The organism is Odoribacter splanchnicus DSM 20712, assembly GCF_000190535.1.
Classification (GTDB): domain Bacteria; phylum Bacteroidota; class Bacteroidia; order Bacteroidales; family Marinifilaceae; genus Odoribacter; species Odoribacter splanchnicus.
Genome location: NC_015160.1, coordinates 3,007,424 through 3,024,364, shown reverse-complemented (window position 1 = coordinate 3,024,364; position 16,941 = coordinate 3,007,424). Strand labels below are relative to the sequence as shown.

The 16,941-nt window shown below is 41.6% G+C and carries 18 protein-coding genes; 10 read left to right on the top strand and 8 right to left on the bottom strand.

What is annotated here, in order from left to right; genetic code table 11:
- Window positions 1-10 precede the first annotated feature (10 nt).
- The 3 genes from ODOSP_RS12685 to ODOSP_RS12675 all read right to left on the bottom strand — a co-directional run bounded on the left by ODOSP_RS12685 (window position 11) and on the right by ODOSP_RS12675 (window position 2,506).
- Window positions 11-937, bottom strand: a complete 927-nt coding sequence (locus tag ODOSP_RS12685; RefSeq protein WP_013612699.1) for an ABC transporter ATP-binding protein — start codon at window positions 935-937, stop codon at window positions 11-13.
- 260 nt (window positions 938-1,197) lie between these two features.
- Entirely contained in the window at window positions 1,198-1,911 is a 714-nt protein-coding gene (gene recO / locus ODOSP_RS12680; RefSeq protein ID WP_013612698.1) for a DNA repair protein RecO, read from the bottom strand.
- A 10-nt stretch (window positions 1,912-1,921) separates the two neighbouring features.
- Window positions 1,922-2,506 carry a non-canonical purine NTP diphosphatase gene (locus ODOSP_RS12675; protein ID WP_013612697.1) on the bottom strand — a complete coding sequence of 195 codons (585 nt, stop codon included), beginning with the start codon at window positions 2,504-2,506 and terminating at the stop codon, window positions 1,922-1,924.
- A 91-nt stretch (window positions 2,507-2,597) separates the two neighbouring features.
- Between ODOSP_RS12675 and rsgA the strand changes: the two genes are divergently transcribed.
- From rsgA to kdsB, 7 genes are all read left to right on the top strand, one after another.
- Window positions 2,598-3,515, top strand: coding sequence for a ribosome small subunit-dependent GTPase A (rsgA, locus tag ODOSP_RS12670; RefSeq protein ID WP_013612696.1), 918 nt, complete (start codon window positions 2,598-2,600; stop codon window positions 3,513-3,515).
- A gap of 111 nt (window positions 3,516-3,626) precedes the next feature.
- Window positions 3,627-4,139 (top strand): YceD family protein, encoded by a 513-nt coding sequence (locus ODOSP_RS12665; protein WP_013612695.1) that lies wholly within the window; start codon window positions 3,627-3,629, stop codon window positions 4,137-4,139.
- Window positions 4,140-4,154: 15 nt separating this feature from the next.
- The gene (rpmF, locus tag ODOSP_RS19265; protein ID WP_013612694.1) at window positions 4,155-4,340 is read left to right on the top strand and encodes a 50S ribosomal protein L32; all 186 of its coding nucleotides are present in this window, start codon (window positions 4,155-4,157) and stop codon (window positions 4,338-4,340) included.
- A gap of 135 nt (window positions 4,341-4,475) precedes the next feature.
- Window positions 4,476-5,483 carry a beta-ketoacyl-ACP synthase III gene (locus ODOSP_RS12660; protein WP_013612693.1) on the top strand — a complete coding sequence of 336 codons (1,008 nt, stop codon included), beginning with the start codon at window positions 4,476-4,478 and terminating at the stop codon, window positions 5,481-5,483.
- 246 nt (window positions 5,484-5,729) lie between these two features.
- Entirely contained in the window at window positions 5,730-6,089 is a 360-nt protein-coding gene (locus tag ODOSP_RS18905; RefSeq protein ID WP_013612692.1) for a bactofilin family protein, read from the top strand.
- A 5-nt stretch (window positions 6,090-6,094) separates the two neighbouring features.
- Window positions 6,095-6,457 (top strand): bactofilin family protein, encoded by a 363-nt coding sequence (locus tag ODOSP_RS12650; protein WP_013612691.1) that lies wholly within the window; start codon window positions 6,095-6,097, stop codon window positions 6,455-6,457.
- A gap of 4 nt (window positions 6,458-6,461) precedes the next feature.
- The gene (gene kdsB, locus ODOSP_RS12645; RefSeq protein ID WP_013612690.1) at window positions 6,462-7,235 is read left to right on the top strand and encodes a 3-deoxy-manno-octulosonate cytidylyltransferase; all 774 of its coding nucleotides are present in this window, start codon (window positions 6,462-6,464) and stop codon (window positions 7,233-7,235) included.
- 149 nt (window positions 7,236-7,384) lie between these two features.
- On the opposite strand, the gene frr is transcribed toward kdsB, so the two are convergent.
- The 4 genes from frr to nhaC form a co-directional block, all read right to left on the bottom strand.
- A complete protein-coding gene (frr, locus tag ODOSP_RS12640) occupies window positions 7,385-7,948 on the bottom strand; it encodes a ribosome recycling factor (RefSeq protein ID WP_013612689.1) in 564 nt (187 codons plus the stop codon).
- Window positions 7,949-8,015: 67 nt separating this feature from the next.
- The gene (locus ODOSP_RS12635; protein WP_013612688.1) at window positions 8,016-9,638 is read right to left on the bottom strand and encodes a M56 family metallopeptidase; all 1,623 of its coding nucleotides are present in this window, start codon (window positions 9,636-9,638) and stop codon (window positions 8,016-8,018) included.
- A gap of 20 nt (window positions 9,639-9,658) precedes the next feature.
- Window positions 9,659-10,030, bottom strand: coding sequence for a BlaI/MecI/CopY family transcriptional regulator (locus tag ODOSP_RS12630; protein ID WP_013612687.1), 372 nt, complete (start codon window positions 10,028-10,030; stop codon window positions 9,659-9,661).
- Window positions 10,031-10,550: 520 nt separating this feature from the next.
- Entirely contained in the window at window positions 10,551-11,987 is a 1,437-nt protein-coding gene (gene nhaC, locus ODOSP_RS12625) for a Na+/H+ antiporter NhaC (protein WP_013612686.1), read from the bottom strand.
- A gap of 128 nt (window positions 11,988-12,115) precedes the next feature.
- Here nhaC and ODOSP_RS12620 point away from each other — a divergent pair, with 128 nt between their 5' ends.
- The 3 genes from ODOSP_RS12620 to ODOSP_RS12610 all read left to right on the top strand — a co-directional run bounded on the left by ODOSP_RS12620 (window position 12,116) and on the right by ODOSP_RS12610 (window position 15,494).
- Window positions 12,116-13,372, top strand: a complete 1,257-nt coding sequence (locus ODOSP_RS12620; protein WP_013612685.1) for a peptidase U32 family protein — start codon at window positions 12,116-12,118, stop codon at window positions 13,370-13,372.
- A gap of 131 nt (window positions 13,373-13,503) precedes the next feature.
- Window positions 13,504-14,700: a PCMD domain-containing protein gene (locus ODOSP_RS12615; protein WP_013612684.1), complete on the top strand. Its 1,197-nt coding sequence runs from the start codon at window positions 13,504-13,506 to the stop codon at window positions 14,698-14,700.
- A gap of 11 nt (window positions 14,701-14,711) precedes the next feature.
- Window positions 14,712-15,494, top strand: coding sequence for a porin family protein (locus ODOSP_RS12610; protein WP_013612683.1), 783 nt, complete (start codon window positions 14,712-14,714; stop codon window positions 15,492-15,494).
- Here ODOSP_RS12610 and wzx read toward each other — a convergent pair.
- A complete protein-coding gene (gene wzx, locus ODOSP_RS12605) occupies window positions 15,491-16,915 on the bottom strand; it encodes an O-unit flippase-like protein (RefSeq protein WP_013612682.1) in 1,425 nt (474 codons plus the stop codon). The genes ODOSP_RS12610 and wzx overlap by 4 nt on opposite strands.
- Window positions 16,916-16,941: the final 26 nt, after the last annotated feature.

Below are 16,941 nucleotides of genomic sequence, written 5' to 3'. Positions count from 1 at the left end.
TAATACATTATTAATTAAATAGGTCTCCACCGATTTTTTCGCTATACATTTCCATTTTATCCTTTAGCAGATAGTCCATAAAATAGACGTAAGCATGTTCGATATTGGGGATAATGGCTTTGCCGTCGAAACCTTCCAATTTTTCGGTTACGATTTGGATCTCCCAGCCTCCTTCCGAAGGAATAGTAGAAATGATCGGATATTTTTCCTTGATTTGCTGCAATTCAGGGTCGGTAACGAAGATTTCCCATACTTTCCCCCGGACTAATTCAATCATATCGTCCGGAGAACCTTCGAATTTCAATTCTCCCTTGTTCAGTAAGGCCAGTTTTTTGCAGGTGCTGGATATATCCCCCACAATGTGAGTGGATAAGATAATGATGACATCTTTATCACTGACTTCCGAAAGGATATTTCTGAACCGGATTCGTTCTTCCGGGTCCAGACCTGTCGTCGGTTCATCGACGATGATGACTTTCGGATTACCGATGATCGCCTGTGCAATCCCAAGACGTCTTTTCATACCACCCGACAACCGGTTAGCCCAACGGTCCCTGACTTCATACAAACCGACCTTTCTCAGCATCTCATCGACGATTTCCGACCTTTTCCGGGTGCCTTTTATTCCCGCCAGTCCTGCCCCGTAGTCTAGAAATTCCCAGGTTTTTAGTTTTTCGAAAAAACGGAAATCCTGAGGTAGATAGCCTAAAACAGAACGAATAGCCTTACGATCGCGCAAAATATCGTAATCATCGAAAAAAATAGTACCTGAAGAGGGATTTTGCAAAAGAGTCATAATCCGCATCAACGTCGTTTTACCTGCTCCGTTAGGCCCCAGTAAACCGAACATGCCGGGTTCTATATTCAGGTTCAAGCCGTTTAACGCCTTATGACCATCCGGGTAAACCTTGGTCAAATCTTGGATTTTGATATTCATATTCCTGTTTTTAAAGTTCTACTTGCAAATCTTGACTATAAATATAATAAAAGATGTTAACTTTGTACTGCAATATTCTCATTTTATAAAATATTTAAAATATTCTTTCCAATCAGACGGGGAAATAACATTTTTTTTAACAACACTCTGAACTTTAAGACAATTTCTCAACTTCAAAGTTTATTTCTTTTTTTTATTTGACCAAATATTATAGACGAAGGGTATTTTTCTATCGACTGTTGGGGAAATATCGGGAATGTTCAGGCAAAAACTTCCCGGATAACCTGTATACTTTTAATATTGAAATTGATATTCAGATGGATGCTGTAAAAAAGCAGGATAACATCCAATAGAATATTGCGCGATTGCCGGTTGAGAGGAATGGCTTTTATTTCGGCCAGAGGACAAGTACATAGCTGGTAAATGATTTTAGCGGTATTCGGTCCCGAAATATACGGAGTGGCCGGATCGGAAGGATAAAAGCTCCCGTTGTTGATATTGAAAACGTAATTCTCCTGCCATGAAGAAGTGTTGATCCGAAAACCGATAAAACCGGCCAGACGATAGAGAAAATAAAGGTTAAAGTTTCCGATGTCGTTATGGGTCGAGTTCAGGTATTCGATGGAATGGGTCAGGTAATCGAACAACTCTTCATTTTTCCCTTCATTTTTTAAAATCAGGTTCAGAATTTCTCCCCACAACAAAAGGATATTCATCTTGAAAATATCGAAATATAACTCGGGCAGGTTGATGATCGGAGAGATTTGACGGAGTTTGTGCAAATCGCTCTTTTCATTCTCGAAAAATTCGATCTCGCTGATTTGCAGGAGATGGACAGTTTTGGTTTTTCTTTTGAATACGACAGAAGGGGATATCATGGACAGATACCCCTTTTCTTTCGTATAGATTCGGATAATTTTCTGAGTTTCCGAGTAAGGGCTGGTTTTTAATATGATTCCCTGAACAATTTCCATTTTTGAGTTTTCACTTGTTGTGTTGCTCTTTCAAAAATGCGATTAATTGCTGAATAGCTCTTCCCCGATGGCTGATTTTATTTTTTTCGTCCATAGGCATTTCAGCAAAACTGAGGTCGAACCCTTCGGGTTGAAAAATCGGGTCATATCCGAAACCGGCTTCTCCTTGTTGGGCGGTTAATATTTTGCCGTCTACCCTTCCTTCGAACAGGTGCTCTTCTTTTCCTTGAATTAAAGCGATAACCGTACGGAAACAAGCTTTCCGATCGGATATCCCCTCCATTTCGCGAAGTACTTTCTTCATGTTTTCGACAGAATCTTTTGCAGGACCGGCATAGCGGGCAGAATATACACCGGGACGCTTATCCAGTGCTTCGATTTCAAGCCCCGTATCATCCGCAAAACAGTCGTACCCGTAATGTTCTTTGATGTATCGGGCTTTTTGCAAGGCATTTTCTTCCAGAGTGTCGTGATCTTCCGGGATATCCTCCTGGCAACCGATTTCCGCAAGCGAGCCGATTTCGGCTTCGCCTTCTAATAAATGGCTGATCTCTTCCAGCTTATGCTTGTTGTTCGTTGCAAATACTAATTTCATAGAGCGATAACAATTGATTCGTTTGTCGACGCAAAAATAGGTTTATTTTTATAGCTTTGCAGGTATAAAATGATAATTTTGGACGAAAAAGATGAAAAGAGGAATTGTCGTAAAATCGACCGGTAGTTGGTATTGGGTAAGATTGGAGGAAGGGAATATGGTGCAGTGCCGTATTCGGGGGAAATTCCGGATGGAAGGAATCCGAACGACCAATCCGTTAGCTGTCGGAGATGAGGTGGAATTGGAAGAAGGAAGTGAAGGCTATGTTATTACGGCAATAGGAAAGAGACGTAATTATATTATCCGTAGATCGACGAATTTGTCCAAAGAGTCGCATATTATTGCAGCAAATGTCGATTTGGCTTTGTTGGTGGTGACTGTTAATCATCCGGTGACTTCTACCGTATTTATCGATCGTTTTTTGGTAACTGCAGAAGCTTATAATATTCCTGCCGTACTGGTTTTTAATAAAACGGATCTGTATGATGCCGAAGATCAGGCAATGTTAGGGGGATTGACGGTGATTTACCGTAAAATCGGGTATCCTTGTTATGCCGTATCGGCGGAAACCGGTGAACACGTCGATGAAATCCGGAGTTTACTGAAAGACAAGATCACCGTGCTTTCCGGCTTGTCGGGAGTGGGGAAATCTTCTTTAGTCAATTGCATTGAGCCTGGCTTGGACCTGAAAACTGCAGGAATTTCGGATGCCCACGATTCGGGGAAGCATACCACCACTTTTGCTGAAATGTTTCCATTGAAACAGGGCGGTTTCATTATCGATACTCCGGGATTACGAAGTTTTGGAATTATCGATTTGAAAAAAGAGGAGTTGTCGCATTTTTTCCCGGAAATATTCGCGAAGTCCGGAGAATGCCGCTTTTATAATTGCACCCATACCCATGAACCCGGTTGTGCTGTGTTGGAAGCTGTGGAGCAAGACGAAATCAGTGAGAGCCGTTATGTGAGCTATCTGAGTATGATGGAAGAAAGCGGGAAATATAGATAATGTATTTTCGAACAGCTCAATGTTAATTTAGTTAACTCTGTCTTTTTTTTAGCCTTTCGTTTTTTGTTTTTAGTTTTTGTATTATCTTTGCGCCGTTTTACGTCAAGGCTTGTGGATAGATTGAGAGAATATAAGATAGCATTCAGAGGATTAGGAGAGGGAAAACACTCTTTTGAGTTCATCATGGATGAGGGATTCTTCGATTGTTTTGAAGCAACGAAAGGAACCCGGGGAGAAGTCAAAGCTACCGTCCTGATCGTGAAGAGTTCACTTTTAATGGAAGTACGTATAACGATCGAAGGAATGGTAAAAGCAACCTGCGACAGATGTTTAGGAGAAGTAAATCTTCCGGTGTCCGGTGTTATGAATTTGTATGTAAAACAAAACGGACGGGAAGAAGGGAACGAAGATGATTATATAATATTGTCGCCGGAGGATGACTATTTGGATGTAAGTTCGTATCTTTATGAAACTTATATGTTGAATTACCCGATGCGGGTAGTGCATCCCGAAGGAGAATGCGACGAAGATATGCAGGAAGTGTTGCATGAATATGTGATAGAAGAAGATGATAAACCAATAGATCCGAGATGGAATGAATTGAAAAAATTAATTAATAACTAAATAAATAATAAAGAAATGGCACATCCGAAACATCGAACCTCAAAACAGAGAAGAAATAAGAGAAGAACGCATGATGCGATTACGGTAACCGCTATTGCTAAGTGTTCTAACTGTGGTGCTGCTGTACAGTATCATACAGTATGTCCTGAATGTGGATATTACAGAGGAAAGTTGGCTATTGAGAAAGCAGTAGTAGCATAATCTTGACACGAAAAGGATTGTTTTAGAATCATACACAGCCAGCCTCCTAAGCCCTAGGGGGCTATGGTTGTTTATATAATTCATGAAACTTACCCTTGCGTGTGCGGGGGTAATCTCTGATTTAAATTTATAGTTATGCAAACGAATAGGCTGAGAGCCATAATAACCGGAGTAGGGGCATATTATCCCGACTATATCCTCGACAATGAGGAATTGAGCCAGATGGTGGATACCTCTGATGAATGGATCATGACCCGGGTAGGGATCAAAGAAAGACGAATTTTAAAAGATCCGACGAAAGGAAGTGCCTGGCTGGGTGCACAAGCCGTAAAAGATCTGTTCGAGAAAACCGGAACCAAACCGGAAGAAGTAGATTTGTTGATTTGTGCTACAGTGACACCGGATATGCATTTCCCTGCTAATGCGCAGATTATTGCCGATATGGTTGGAGTGAAGAATGCTTTCGGATTTGATTTGAATGCAGGTTGTTCCGGATTCCTTTTTGGCTTGGTTACTGCTACTCAGTATGTAGAAAGTGGTAGATATAAAAAAGTGGTATTTGTCGGATGTGAGAAAATGTCCGTGATCACCGATTATACGGATCGTAAGACTTGTCCGTTGTTTGGTGATGCTGCTGCAGCTGTATTGCTCGAACCGACAGCAGAAGAGCTTGGTGTGATGGATCACATCCTGCGCTCGGATGGTATGGGACGCGACCATTTGTATATGAAAGCCGGTGGATCGCTGAATCCTCCTTCCATAGAAACGGTTACTAACCGTGAACATTTTATTTTTCAGGATGGCCAGTTCGTATTTAAACATGCCGTAACGAAAATGGCCGATACCGCAGCAGAAATTATGGAAAAAAATCACCTGACCGCCGACGATATCGCATGGTTGGTGCCCCATCAGGCAAATCTGCGTATTATCTCTGCTACCGGCGATCGTATGGGACTCGATCCTTCTAAAGTTATGGTGAATATCCAGAAATACGGAAATACCACTTCTGCAACGATTCCATTGTGCCTGTACGAATGGGAAAATCAGTTACACAAGGGAGATAATCTGATTCTCGCAGCGTTCGGTGCGGGATTTACCTGGGGAGCTATCTGGCTGAAATGGGCTTACGATCCCAAGAAGTAAAGTTGGAAAAAGGATATGGAAAACCGGTTTGAATTTTCAAGCCGGTTTTTTTATAGCCAAAGAAGTTTATAAAGTCCATAATTAAAACCTTTTAATGCCGGCAGTTGATCGGACGAAGTGTAGACTTAACTCCTGTACCCCTTGTAACTACAGAAAAAACGAATTTTTGGGGGAGCTAAAAAAAGCCGTGTAAGTCGCTTTTATATTTCAATTACTTGTTATATCTTCGATGTGAATTTATAGTTTATGAATCAGGAACGTTTTGATATTGAATATGAGGGGAACCGGATACTGGAAAATACCAGAATTGACGGTAATTTGAAGACCGATAAGAGTGTATACCTGGATGGTATGATTCAAGGAAATGTACATGCCGGAAAACTGGTGATCATAAACAAAGGGGGGAAGGTCGACGGAGATGTGGATTGCGATGAATTATATATCAACGGCACTATTACAGGTAATGTATGTGTGGCCTGTAAAACTGTTATGGGAGGAGATGCTGTGATCGAAGGTGGCTTGATTACAGATACACTCGAAATAACGCTTGGTGCAACCATCAGGAAAGGATTGAAATTAAAAAAGCGTCGAAATAAATTAAGGTGATTATTATGGGTAAAGAGAATCCTGGAAATGCTGTCAATTTGTTGTGCGAAGGTACGGTTATTGTAGGTGATATAAAAACAAAGAACGATATCCGGATCGACGGAATCATAAAAGGTAAGATCATTACTTCAGGGAGATTAGTGGTTGGTAATACGGCCAAGATTGAAGGCAACATCGATTGCTGCAATGTAGACGTATTGGGGGTTGTACTTGGTGATATACAAGCTTCCGGGACGGTTTCACTGAAATCGTCCGCCAAAGTGATTGGAAATATTGTTTCATCTGTACTCTCGATCGAACCGGGAGTGATATTCAATGGCAATTGCCAAATGACAAAAAAAGAGGGGCGTGAACCGGCTAAAGAATAATTGAATGAATGTTTTAATTTTGATTCCGGCGCGTTATGCATCGACTCGTTTTCCGGGTAAACCTTTGGCTGAGATCGGTGGTAAACCGATGATCCAGCATGTGGTAGAAAAAGCACAGTTGGTTTCACAAGACGCTTTTGTCGCAACGGACGATCAGCGGATATACGACCGGGTTGTAGGGTTCGGAGGAAAAGTAGTGATGACTTCTGCCGACCACAAGAGCGGAACCGACCGTTGTTGCGAAGCCTACCGGCATATTGTGGCTGATTACCGAAAAACTTATGATGTTGTTGTCAACATACAGGGAGACGAACCCTTTATTCAACCCGATCAGGTACGTGCTTTGATCGCTTGTTTTGAAGATCCCCGGATTCAGATCGCTACCTTGGCAAAACAATTCGACACGAATGCGGATATTTTCGATCCCAATAAGGTTAAGGTGGTATGTTCGTCTCTGCAGACCGCTCTTTATTTTTCCCGTTCTGCCATTCCTTATTGCCGGGGAAAAGAGCAAGGAGAATGGAGTGCTGTGATTCCTTTTTACAAACATGTGGGCATGTATGCTTACCGGCCTGAAGTATTACGAGAGATTACAGCTTTGCCTCAGGGAAAACTGGAAAAGGCAGAATCTCTGGAACAATTGCGTTGGCTTGAGAACGGTTATAAGATTGCGGTAAGGTTCACCGATCACGAATCGGTAGGAATCGATACGCCCGAGGATTTGGAGAGAGCGAGAAAGATCAGTGAAACCTCTGATCTCTGGTCTGCGAAATACTGATTAAAAAACTACGTTTCGGATCGAATATTCAGTCAGAACCGAGAGTTCGTTAATCAGCATCGAAGATGCACTGATCGGAAAAACCGAAGATCTGACACCAATCCGGAACGTAGTTCCGCTAATCTATTTTCTGTCTTTGACAGAAAATCTTAGATGGTCATAATATCCTTTTCCTTTGCGGTCAGGATTTCATCTATCTTTTTGTTATAGCTGTCTGTGATCTTTTGAACTTCATCTTCGGCATCTTTAGCTTCATCTTCGGGCAGACCACTCTTCACCATTTTTTTGAATTCGTCGATAGCATCGCGACGGGCATTCCGGATACTTACCTTGGCGGTTTCACCGACCCCTTTCGATTGTTTCACCAGTTCTTTTCTTCTCTCGGCAGTCAAGGGCGGTACATTGATCCGGACAACTTCTCCGTTATTATCCGGGTTAAATCCCAGATTGGCATTCATAATGGCTTTTTGGATAGGGCCAAGCATATTTTTTTCCCAAGGCTGAACTGCAATTGTACGTGGATCCGGAGCCGTGATATTGGCTACTTGTGACAATGGAGTCGGTGATCCGTAATAATCTACCAGAACATCGTTCAGAATTTTGGGGTTTGCTTTGCCGGCTCTGATTTTCGCCAATTCATTTTCGAGGTGGACCAATGCATTTTGCATTTGTTCTTTGGCCTCGTCCATGTACATTTTTACTTCCTCGTTCATATGCTTACTCTATTAATTTTTACAATTATAAAGCAAAGATAGGAAAAAAAATAATACGCTTTCTATCTTACTCCAATGAAAAGCTTATGGGTAAAGTGTAAGCGACTCTGACCGCTTTACCTCTTTGTTTTCCCGGGATCCATTGGGGCATATTATTTACAATTCGTAAAGCTTCTGCATCCAGCAGAGTAGATGCACTTCTGGCGATCTTAGCATTTGTAATGCTTCCGTCTTTTTCAATAACGAACTGAACAAAGACTTTACCTGTAATATTTGCTTCTATTGCTTCTTTCGGATATTTGATATTTTTCATGATCCATTCCGCCACGTTTCCCTCTGCAAATTCGGGCATCTCTTCAACTACCTGAAATATGCAAACCTCCGTACTGTTTTCTGTTTCAGAAGAATCTTTCACTAATGTCGGTGTTTTGGCCTCGTTATGGGGAGGAATTATGGTAACCTTCGGAGCGAAGTTGCCGGCTTGGTCTTTGAGACTGAAAGTAACAGGCAGGGTATAAATTACTCGCACCGCTTTTCCTCTTTGTTTTCCCGGAATCCAATCGGGCATGGCCTCGATTCCTTTTAAGGCTTCGGCATTCAATAGTGACTGGGTACTTCGTTGTATTTCAGCATGTCCGACCCGACCTGTCGAGTCGATAATAAAATTGACATACACTTTCCCCTCGATTCCTGCTTCGATCGCTTTTGAAGGGTATTTGATATTTTGTGTCGCCCACTTGGAGAGATCGCCTGAAAATTGAGGCATATTCTCTACAATCTGAAAAACTTGAAGCTCCGGCGACTCCGGTTCTTCGCACATGTTTTTACAAGAGAAGAGATAAAATAGCATTCCGGCTAATAAAAATGCCGGAATATAATTGATCATCTGGAATTTGCGGGATTGTTTTTTGGTCAACATAATGGTTCTTTTTTTTAGATTCGAACACGAAAAATAGTTCGTAAAAGAAAAGGCTCCTTTCAGACTTTGCTGAATGAGTAATTCAAGGTATCCGCTGATTTTATATTTACGGATAACCTGTTGATCGGCGATATATTCGTGGTTTTCGAGAATAAGCTGTTTTATTAACCACACAAAAGGATTGAACCAATTGGCGATGCAGATGATCTCGGCTATACACAAATCCAGACTGTGGCATTGTTGTATGTGAATTTTTTCGTGTGCAAATATTTTCCGTCTGTTTTCCTGACTCAAAGAGTGGGGGTTGATAAACAGATAATTAAAGAAGGAGAAAGTAGGTAGGCCTTCCTGAATTTGGATCATATACAATCCATGTAATCGTTTGCGTGGATTTCGATGAACGAATAAGCATAGCCGGCATAGAGTGGTTAAATAACGAAGGAAAAAAAACACAACTCCGATCCCATAAAGTAGGGGAATCATAGGGATCGGCTGTTCTGTGGCTGTAATAAGCGTGCTTTGACTGCTTTTCCCTATCTGGTTTTCCTCCAACAATTCACTGACTGAGGCGAGAGTGGGAAAACCGATCATATCGTTCCGGTTTATTTCAATGGAAATAAAGGGAAGCAATGCCGATAGGACCAATACGCCTAGCAAAAAAATCCGGTTCAGATTAAAGAAAGTCTGTCTTTTCAGGAAAAATTGATAATAGGTCAATAATACGATCAGAATTGTTGAAGATTTGATCATGTAAAGGAGGAAAGTTTGCATGGAGGATAGATTTTAAAGAGTTAGTTTTCTGATCGTCGTGCTTCGTCTGCACGTTTTAGAATTTCTTCCAATTCCTTCAAATCAATGTTTTCCTCTTTGGCAAAAAAAGAAACCATTTGGCTGAATGAATTTCCAAAATAGTTACCGATGAAATTCTTTAAAAACTTTTTGGTATAAGTATCTTTGGCTACCAAAGGATAATAACAATGACTTTTCCCAAAAGTTTCGTGACCGACAAATCCTTTATCCTGCAAAATCCGAACGATAGTAGAGACTGTGTTGTAAGCTGGCCTGGGCTCCGGAAGTTTATCTATAATATCTTTCACAAAACCTTTTCCTAAATCCCAAAGCACTTGCATAATTTGTTCTTCTGCTCTTGTTAATTCTTTCATAGTTGTTTTTATTGAATTTCTTTTTACAGACAAATGTATAACTAATTTTTTAGTTGTAAAATATAATTCTAAAATAAAATTAGTTTATAAATAGTTACGGAAGTCTGGTCTAACCATTGTGGTTTGTATAACCGTTATCACTAAAGAATGGTAGGTTTAATTTTTTTTCTTTCTATTCCGATTCCGGGCTTTATACCGTCAGACCGGTTCGCCTGGAACGGTCCGTTAAGGCTTTCCTTCACTGACCGGCGGAACTCCTCACTACGTTCGTCAGACACCACCGGTCAGTGAAAGAAAAAGGTAGACGACCGACAGAAGCGACCGGGTCTCCAAACACGAACACCGAAGACGAATAAGTAACAAAATAATTCTAGGTATGATTTTTTCTTTCTATTCCGATTTCGGGTTCTGTGTCGTCAGACCGGGTCGCCAATTCCGATCACCGAAGAGGAATAAGTAACAAAATAAACTTAGGTTTTGATTCTATTTTCAAAGAAATCATTATTTATCGGTCATTTACTTATGCTTTTACTTTAATTCTTCGTATTTTATAATGGATGATCGTGATGAAAATATTCATCAGCGGGGAAATTAAATTAAAGAAACAATAAGGGAGGTATTCGATCGTAGGTACGCCGAGTACCCGTGATTGGGTAGCTCCACAAGTATTCCAGGGGACCAATACGGAAGTGACTGTCGCAGAATCTTCCAGAGCCCGACTGAGGACTTCGGGTTTCAAGCCTCTTTGTTCGTAAATTTTTTGCATCATTTTACCGGGTACGACTATAGAAAGATATTGATCGCAGGCTGTGATATTGAAGAAGATACAAGTCAGTATGGTCGTGCTGACCAGCGAAGTGTCGTTATAAATAAAATGCATAAAAGCTTCACCCACTCTTTTTAAGGATCCGCTGGCTTCCATCACTCCTCCGAAAGTAAGAGCTGCAATAATTAGCCAAACTGTATCGAGCATACCTTCCATTCCTCCTGTTGTCAACAATTCGTCGACTTCGGATACCCCTGTGCTCAGTGTCATTCTACTTCCGACAGCTTGGATGATCAACTGATAGGTGTTGTGGAACTTTTCTTGAGCGATCAGCTGATCGAGGAGATCAGGTTGAAAAATGAGGGCGAAAATAACTCCGAGAACAACTCCACCCAGCATGGCAGGTATGGGGGGAACTTTTTTTATAATAATAATAATGAGTAAAACAGGGACCGATAATAACCAGGGAGTAATGTGGAAACTACTTTCCAGGCCCTTTTTTATAAAGCCGGTATCTATGGCAGTATCTGTATTTAATTGATATAGGCCGATGATTCCGAATATGATCAACGTGAGAATTAAAGTTGGGAAAGTGGTGTATACCATGTAGCGGATATGAGTGAAAAGATCCGTTCCTGCAATTGTAGGAGCCAGGTTTGTCGTGTCTGAGAGCGGGGACATTTTATCGCCGAAATAGGCTCCTGAGATGACGGCACCTGCTACAAGCCCCTGATGAAGTCCGAAAGCATTACCGACTCCCACGATAGCTACACCTACAGTGGCGATCGTCGACCAGGAACTGCCTGTTGCCAGAGATACAATAGCACAAAGGACGACAGAGGCCACCAGGAAGTAGGACGGGTGCATGATATCTACTCCATAGTAAATCATAGCTGGAATGACTCCGCTCAGCATCCAGGAACCACTTAGCGAACCGATCAATAACAGAATAAGTATCGCCGTCATAGCCGAATCAATGGTCTGCAATATTTTTCGTTGGATTTCATGCCAGCTGACATGATTGAAAAGGGCCAGGATGCTACAGATACTTGCTGCGATGATTAAGGCTATTTGATTAGAGCCCCCCAAAGGATCGTCGAAATAACTGACATTAAACGAGAGTAGGGCGATCAGAACAATCAATGGAAGAATTGCTTGTATCAGTGAAGGGACTTTGGTCTGAGTTTTCATTTTGCGGGAAATAAGTCGGTTTTGTAGTTATACTTTTGGGGTATAGATTTGTTTGTGCCAAAAATAAAAATCCGGGATAAATTTTGCGATTTATTTATTTTACCTTTGTATTTCAAATGGATGAGGTTATGACCAGAAAAGATTTTGAAGTGATGGCGCCTGTAGGTTCTTATGAATCTTTATATGCTGCTTTGCAGGGAGGTGCGGATTCGGTTTATTTCGGTGTGGAAGGATTGAATATGCGGGCACGTTCGTCAGCAAATTTCACGCTGGAGGATTTGAAAAATATCGTATCGGTTTGTTCGGAGAAAGGGGTGAAAACCTATCTGACTGTCAATACCGTAATTTATAATCAAGAGTTAGAGAAAATGCGGCAAGTGATCGATTGTGCCGGTGAAGCCGGAGTCACTGCTATCATTGCATCCGATTTGGCCGCTATTTTGTATGCACGTTCTGTAGGAGTCGAAGTGCATATCAGTACTCAGTGTAATGTCACTAATTTCGAAGTAGTTCGTTTCTTCGCCCAATATGCCGATGTGATCGTTTTGGCCCGCGAAGTGGTATTGGAGCAAGTCATGGAAATCCATCGTCGCATCGTCGGGGAGGATTTACGGGGACCGAATGGAGGGCTGATCAAAATTGAAATGTTTGCTCATGGGGCTCTTTGTATGGCTGTTTCAGGGAAATGTTATTTGAGTTTGCACGAGAAAAACGCTTCTGCTAACCGGGGAGCCTGTAATCAGATTTGCCGGAGAGCCTATACGGTCAAAGATCGCGAAAATGAAGTCGAACTCGATATTGAAAATGAATACATCATGTCGCCCAAAGACCTTTGCACAATTGGTTTTATCAATAAAATGATCGACGCCGGTGTGCGGGTTTTCAAGATCGAGGGGCGTGCCCGTTCCGCCGAATATGTACGTACGGTTTGTGAGTGTTATAACGAAGCGATAAATGCTTATCTCGACGATACCTATTCAGCGGATAAGATCCGGATTTGGAAAAAACGCTTGGCGACAGTCTTCAACCGTGGATTCTGGAATGGATATTATTTGGGGCAACGCTTAGGGGAATGGAGCGAGGTATATGGTTCGAAAGCGACAAAAAAGAAAATTCTGCTTGGCAAAGTGACCAATTATTTTACCAATTTGCAGGTCGCAGAGTTTAAACTGGAATCTTTCGACTTGAAAGTTGGGGACGAAATATTGATACAAGGTCCTACAACCGGAACGATTCAAATGAAAGTACCTGAGATAAGGGTCGATTTACAGCCAGTGGAAAAGGTGGAAAAAGGAATATTGTTTTCGGTTCAGGTGCCTGGAAAAATCCGGCGTGGTGATAAATTATATAAATGGGTAGATACGACTCCGGAATTGATGCAATGACGACCATTTTGGATAAAAAAGAATAGCTTGTTATAGGCCGGGATACTCGATAAATTGTACTGGCTGTATGGACTTTGACTAATTTATTCTACCTTTGTAGCCTGATTTATTGAAATTAAAGCAAGAGAAGTATGAAAAAATGTTTTTTGTATCTGTTGATGGTCGGAGGATTGGGAGCTTGTATTCAAAGCGAGCCTTTAAATGCAGAAGCAGATATTATGGCATGTAAGATTTTAAATGCAAAGGGATCACCGGAAACAAATATTAAAGGAAATATTATCATCAACAATGCTCAGGTGCTGGCCCAGGCTAATCCGAGTATCGACCTGACAAAACTGGCTTTAGAGGTGACCTTGACGGAAGGGGCAAACATTTCGCCCGATCCGGCCCGAGTGATGGACTATTCGCATCCCCAGAAATTTACCGTAACCTCCGAGGACGGAAATTGGCATAAAGAATATTCGGTGATCATCGATACATTCGATTTGCCGCTTCGATATGATTTTGAACACTATGAACTGAATGAAACGGGGAAATATCAGGTGTTTTTCGAGGAAACACAAGGAACAGCCCTGTTTAAACAATATATTTGGGCTTCCGGAAATTCAGGTTTTGCCTTGACGGGTGTCGGCCGGAATCCGCAGGAATATCCTACGGTTTCTATCGAAAATGGAATAGATGGAAGCAGAGCCATCAAGTTGGAGACGAAGAGCACAGGACAGTTCGGAGAGACGGTTAAAATGCCCATTGCGGCAGGAAACTTATTCCTGGGCAGTTTCGATGTAAATAATGCCGTACAAAAACCGTTGAAAGCCACTCGTTTCGGATTGCCTTTCGGGAAAAAACCGCTGCAACTCAAGGGATATTACAAGTACACTCCCGGTACCCAACCTTTCAAGGCGAAAGATAAAAATGGAAATACTGTCACGATTCCCGGGCAGGAAGATGAGGGAGATATTTATGCTGTTTTATATGAAGCGGCAGAACTCGATGGAAAAGCATTGGACGGAAACAATGTGCTGACCAGTGAGTATATCGTTGCTTTGGCCCGGGTAGAGGTAGAAAAGAAAGATGAGTTTACTGCATTTCATGTCGATTTTCACTACGGATCGCGCATACCGATCGATTGGCCGAAATTCATCCGGGACCAGCGGGATCCGTCAGATGATGGAACGGGTAAGTATCTGCCTTTCAGTGAAAAAAAAATGAAGAATTACGAGTATAATCTGGCTGTAGTTTTCACTTCCAGCAAATATGGGGCATATTTTGCCGGTTCTGTAGGGAGTACCTTGTGTATCGATAAAGTAGAGATCGTTTGTGAAAAATAAGAATTGAGACAATGAAAACGATAAAGAGTATATACCTGATTGTTTTTTTACTGGTAACAGGAGCTGTTTTTGCTGAAAACAAGAAACCGGGTGCTTTGGTTCGCTCTACCTTGAAAGGATTGGAGTATCGGATTAAAGCAGGAGTCAATATCGGAGGAACTTCTCCATTACCCTTGCCGGCAGAAATCCGGGAAATCAATAGTTACCGGCCGGGTGCTCAGCTTGCTATCGAAGGAAATATCATTAAATGGTTCGACCGGAACCGGAAATGGGGAGGGCTGTTCGGAATCCGCCTCGAGAACAAAGGGATGAAAACCGATGCCAGGGTGAAAAATTATTACATGGTGATGGATTCGTATGATGGGGAAGTGCTGGGACATGTCGAAGGCAATTGGACAGGAAATGTAAAGACGAATGTAAAAAATTCATATATCACTCTGCCTTTTCAGGTTATTTATAAAGTGTCACCCCGTTGGGATTTGAAATTCGGCCCGTATATTTCTATTCTGACTAACGGAGATTTTTCCGGAGTAGCCTATGACGGATATATCCGTGAAGGAGATCCGACCGGTACCAAAGCGAATGTCACGGAAGCAACTTACGATTTTTCGGGCGACTTGCGTAAATTTCAGTGGGGATTGGATGCCGGAGCTGAATGGCGGGCATATAAACATTTGAGTGTTTATGCAGATCTGACCTGGGGGTTGAATTCTATTTTTCCCGGTGATTTTGAAAGTATCAGCTTCAAGATGTATAATGTTTATCTGAACTTCGGGTTCGGATATGTCTTCTAGTACCGGATTCCTTTCTTTACCAGATATTGTTTTAACCAGGTCCGTAAAGAAAGGAACCCGATCTTCACTAATTGCGGATAACTTTTTTCCAATTCCTGGCTGACCATCAGAGGCCATTTCCAGTTATTGTAGCTGATTTGTACCAAACCGGTCAAAGCAACGACACCGCAGATTCCCCAATCGGTATAATAGAGAGAAGTCAGGGAAAACAGGGCGATAAAAAAGCCGGAAATCAAGGCAGCTTTCAGGTAAGGAACTTCATTACGGGTAGTAATTAAAGTGGCTGCCATACCATGGTTGGATTCTAAAAATTGTACAAACAACATCAGTAAAAGAGGACCTGGAGGTAAAAGTTGGGTTTTACTGTGAAATAGTTCCAAAGCCCAGGGACCTAATAGGACCAGGCATAAGGCTCCGAGGATATATAGAAGGTAGAATACAAAAATACCTTCTCCGAATATTCTGCGGATATCCGGGAGGTTATTGTCGATCCTATCCTTGTAGATTTCAGGAATATGAGTGCCTAAATAAAGTGGGGATACCCCTGACAGAATATTTATAAGATTAACGGTTAGACCATAACTGGCAACTGTTTCCAGAGGTAAAAACATAGATATGAAAAGCAAATTGCCTTTTTGGACAAAATATCCACCCAAACTGCTTAATCCATTTTTTTTGGCATTTACCCATAAAATAGGTAATAATTTTTCTTTTGTTGCTTGGGTATTCCGGAGGATTTTGCGGAGACCGTTTCGGTAGAAAAAATGAATCGCCACCAACCGATTGATAATAATAGATAGAAAGTTGGCTGTGGCTACTGCAATTAAGCCATAGCCTGCAATCAGACCCAAGGCGGCTAAAACGAGATAGGTGGAACGGGTGATAATGATGAGTTGGTTGTTTTCTTTTACAAGGCCTCTACCCACTAGTAATGCATTATAATAGGAATAATAAAGATTTAAAACGGTGGAAGTGGTGTATATAAACCATGAAATCATGATTTCTTCATTAGCTGCGATGTGGTTTGTTCGATCATCGATATACCAACTACCTGCAGTCAGGAGGAGAAAAATGACCAAAAGCGAAATACCTCCGTAAAAACGTTTCATCACGGAAATCATGTTTTTGAGAAGCGGGTAGTTGGGATGATCCAGATGAGTTTGGCCTTTATCCAGACCTTTGGCCTGAAGTTTTACAGCACCACTGAATACATAGGCGACATTTCGGGTGAAAGTCGGCTGAAAACCGAAGTCGATCATTTGTACCAGACTCGAAATAGTCAGGAAAATGTACCAGACTCCCAATATATCTGCCGGGAGAAGTTTTAATATCACCGGGAGTAAAAGTATTCCTGCTCCGATGTTAAAGAATTGGGCAATGTATCCCCACAAAACATCTTTTTTGGTGATATGAATTTCCATTACTTTTTTTACGGTAAATGGTGAAA

Coding starts and splice junctions, on each gene's coding strand:
- ODOSP_RS12685 (WP_013612699.1), bottom strand. CDS start 937: ATGAATATCAAAATCCAAGATTTGACCAAGGTTTACCCGGATGGTCAT.
- recO (WP_013612698.1), bottom strand. CDS start 1,911: ATGGAAATTGTTCAGGGAATCATATTAAAAACCAGCCCTTACTCGGAA.
- ODOSP_RS12675 (WP_013612697.1), bottom strand. CDS start 2,506: ATGAAATTAGTATTTGCAACGAACAACAAGCATAAGCTGGAAGAGATC.
- rsgA (WP_013612696.1), top strand. CDS start 2,598: ATGAAAAGAGGAATTGTCGTAAAATCGACCGGTAGTTGGTATTGGGTA.
- rpmF (WP_013612694.1), top strand. CDS start 4,155: ATGGCACATCCGAAACATCGAACCTCAAAACAGAGAAGAAATAAGAGA.
- ODOSP_RS12660 (WP_013612693.1), top strand. CDS start 4,476: ATGCAAACGAATAGGCTGAGAGCCATAATAACCGGAGTAGGGGCATAT.
- ODOSP_RS18905 (WP_013612692.1), top strand. CDS start 5,730: ATGAATCAGGAACGTTTTGATATTGAATATGAGGGGAACCGGATACTG.
- ODOSP_RS12650 (WP_013612691.1), top strand. CDS start 6,095: ATGGGTAAAGAGAATCCTGGAAATGCTGTCAATTTGTTGTGCGAAGGT.
- kdsB (WP_013612690.1), top strand. CDS start 6,462: ATGAATGTTTTAATTTTGATTCCGGCGCGTTATGCATCGACTCGTTTT.
- frr (WP_013612689.1), bottom strand. CDS start 7,948: ATGAACGAGGAAGTAAAAATGTACATGGACGAGGCCAAAGAACAAATG.
- ODOSP_RS12635 (WP_013612688.1), bottom strand. CDS start 9,638: ATGCAAACTTTCCTCCTTTACATGATCAAATCTTCAACAATTCTGATC.
- ODOSP_RS12630 (WP_013612687.1), bottom strand. CDS start 10,030: ATGAAAGAATTAACAAGAGCAGAAGAACAAATTATGCAAGTGCTTTGG.
- nhaC (WP_013612686.1), bottom strand. CDS start 11,987: ATGAAAACTCAGACCAAAGTCCCTTCACTGATACAAGCAATTCTTCCA.
- ODOSP_RS12620 (WP_013612685.1), top strand. CDS start 12,116: ATGACCAGAAAAGATTTTGAAGTGATGGCGCCTGTAGGTTCTTATGAA.
- ODOSP_RS12615 (WP_013612684.1), top strand. CDS start 13,504: ATGAAAAAATGTTTTTTGTATCTGTTGATGGTCGGAGGATTGGGAGCT.
- ODOSP_RS12610 (WP_013612683.1), top strand. CDS start 14,712: ATGAAAACGATAAAGAGTATATACCTGATTGTTTTTTTACTGGTAACA.
- wzx (WP_013612682.1), bottom strand. CDS start 16,915: ATGGAAATTCATATCACCAAAAAAGATGTTTTGTGGGGATACATTGCC.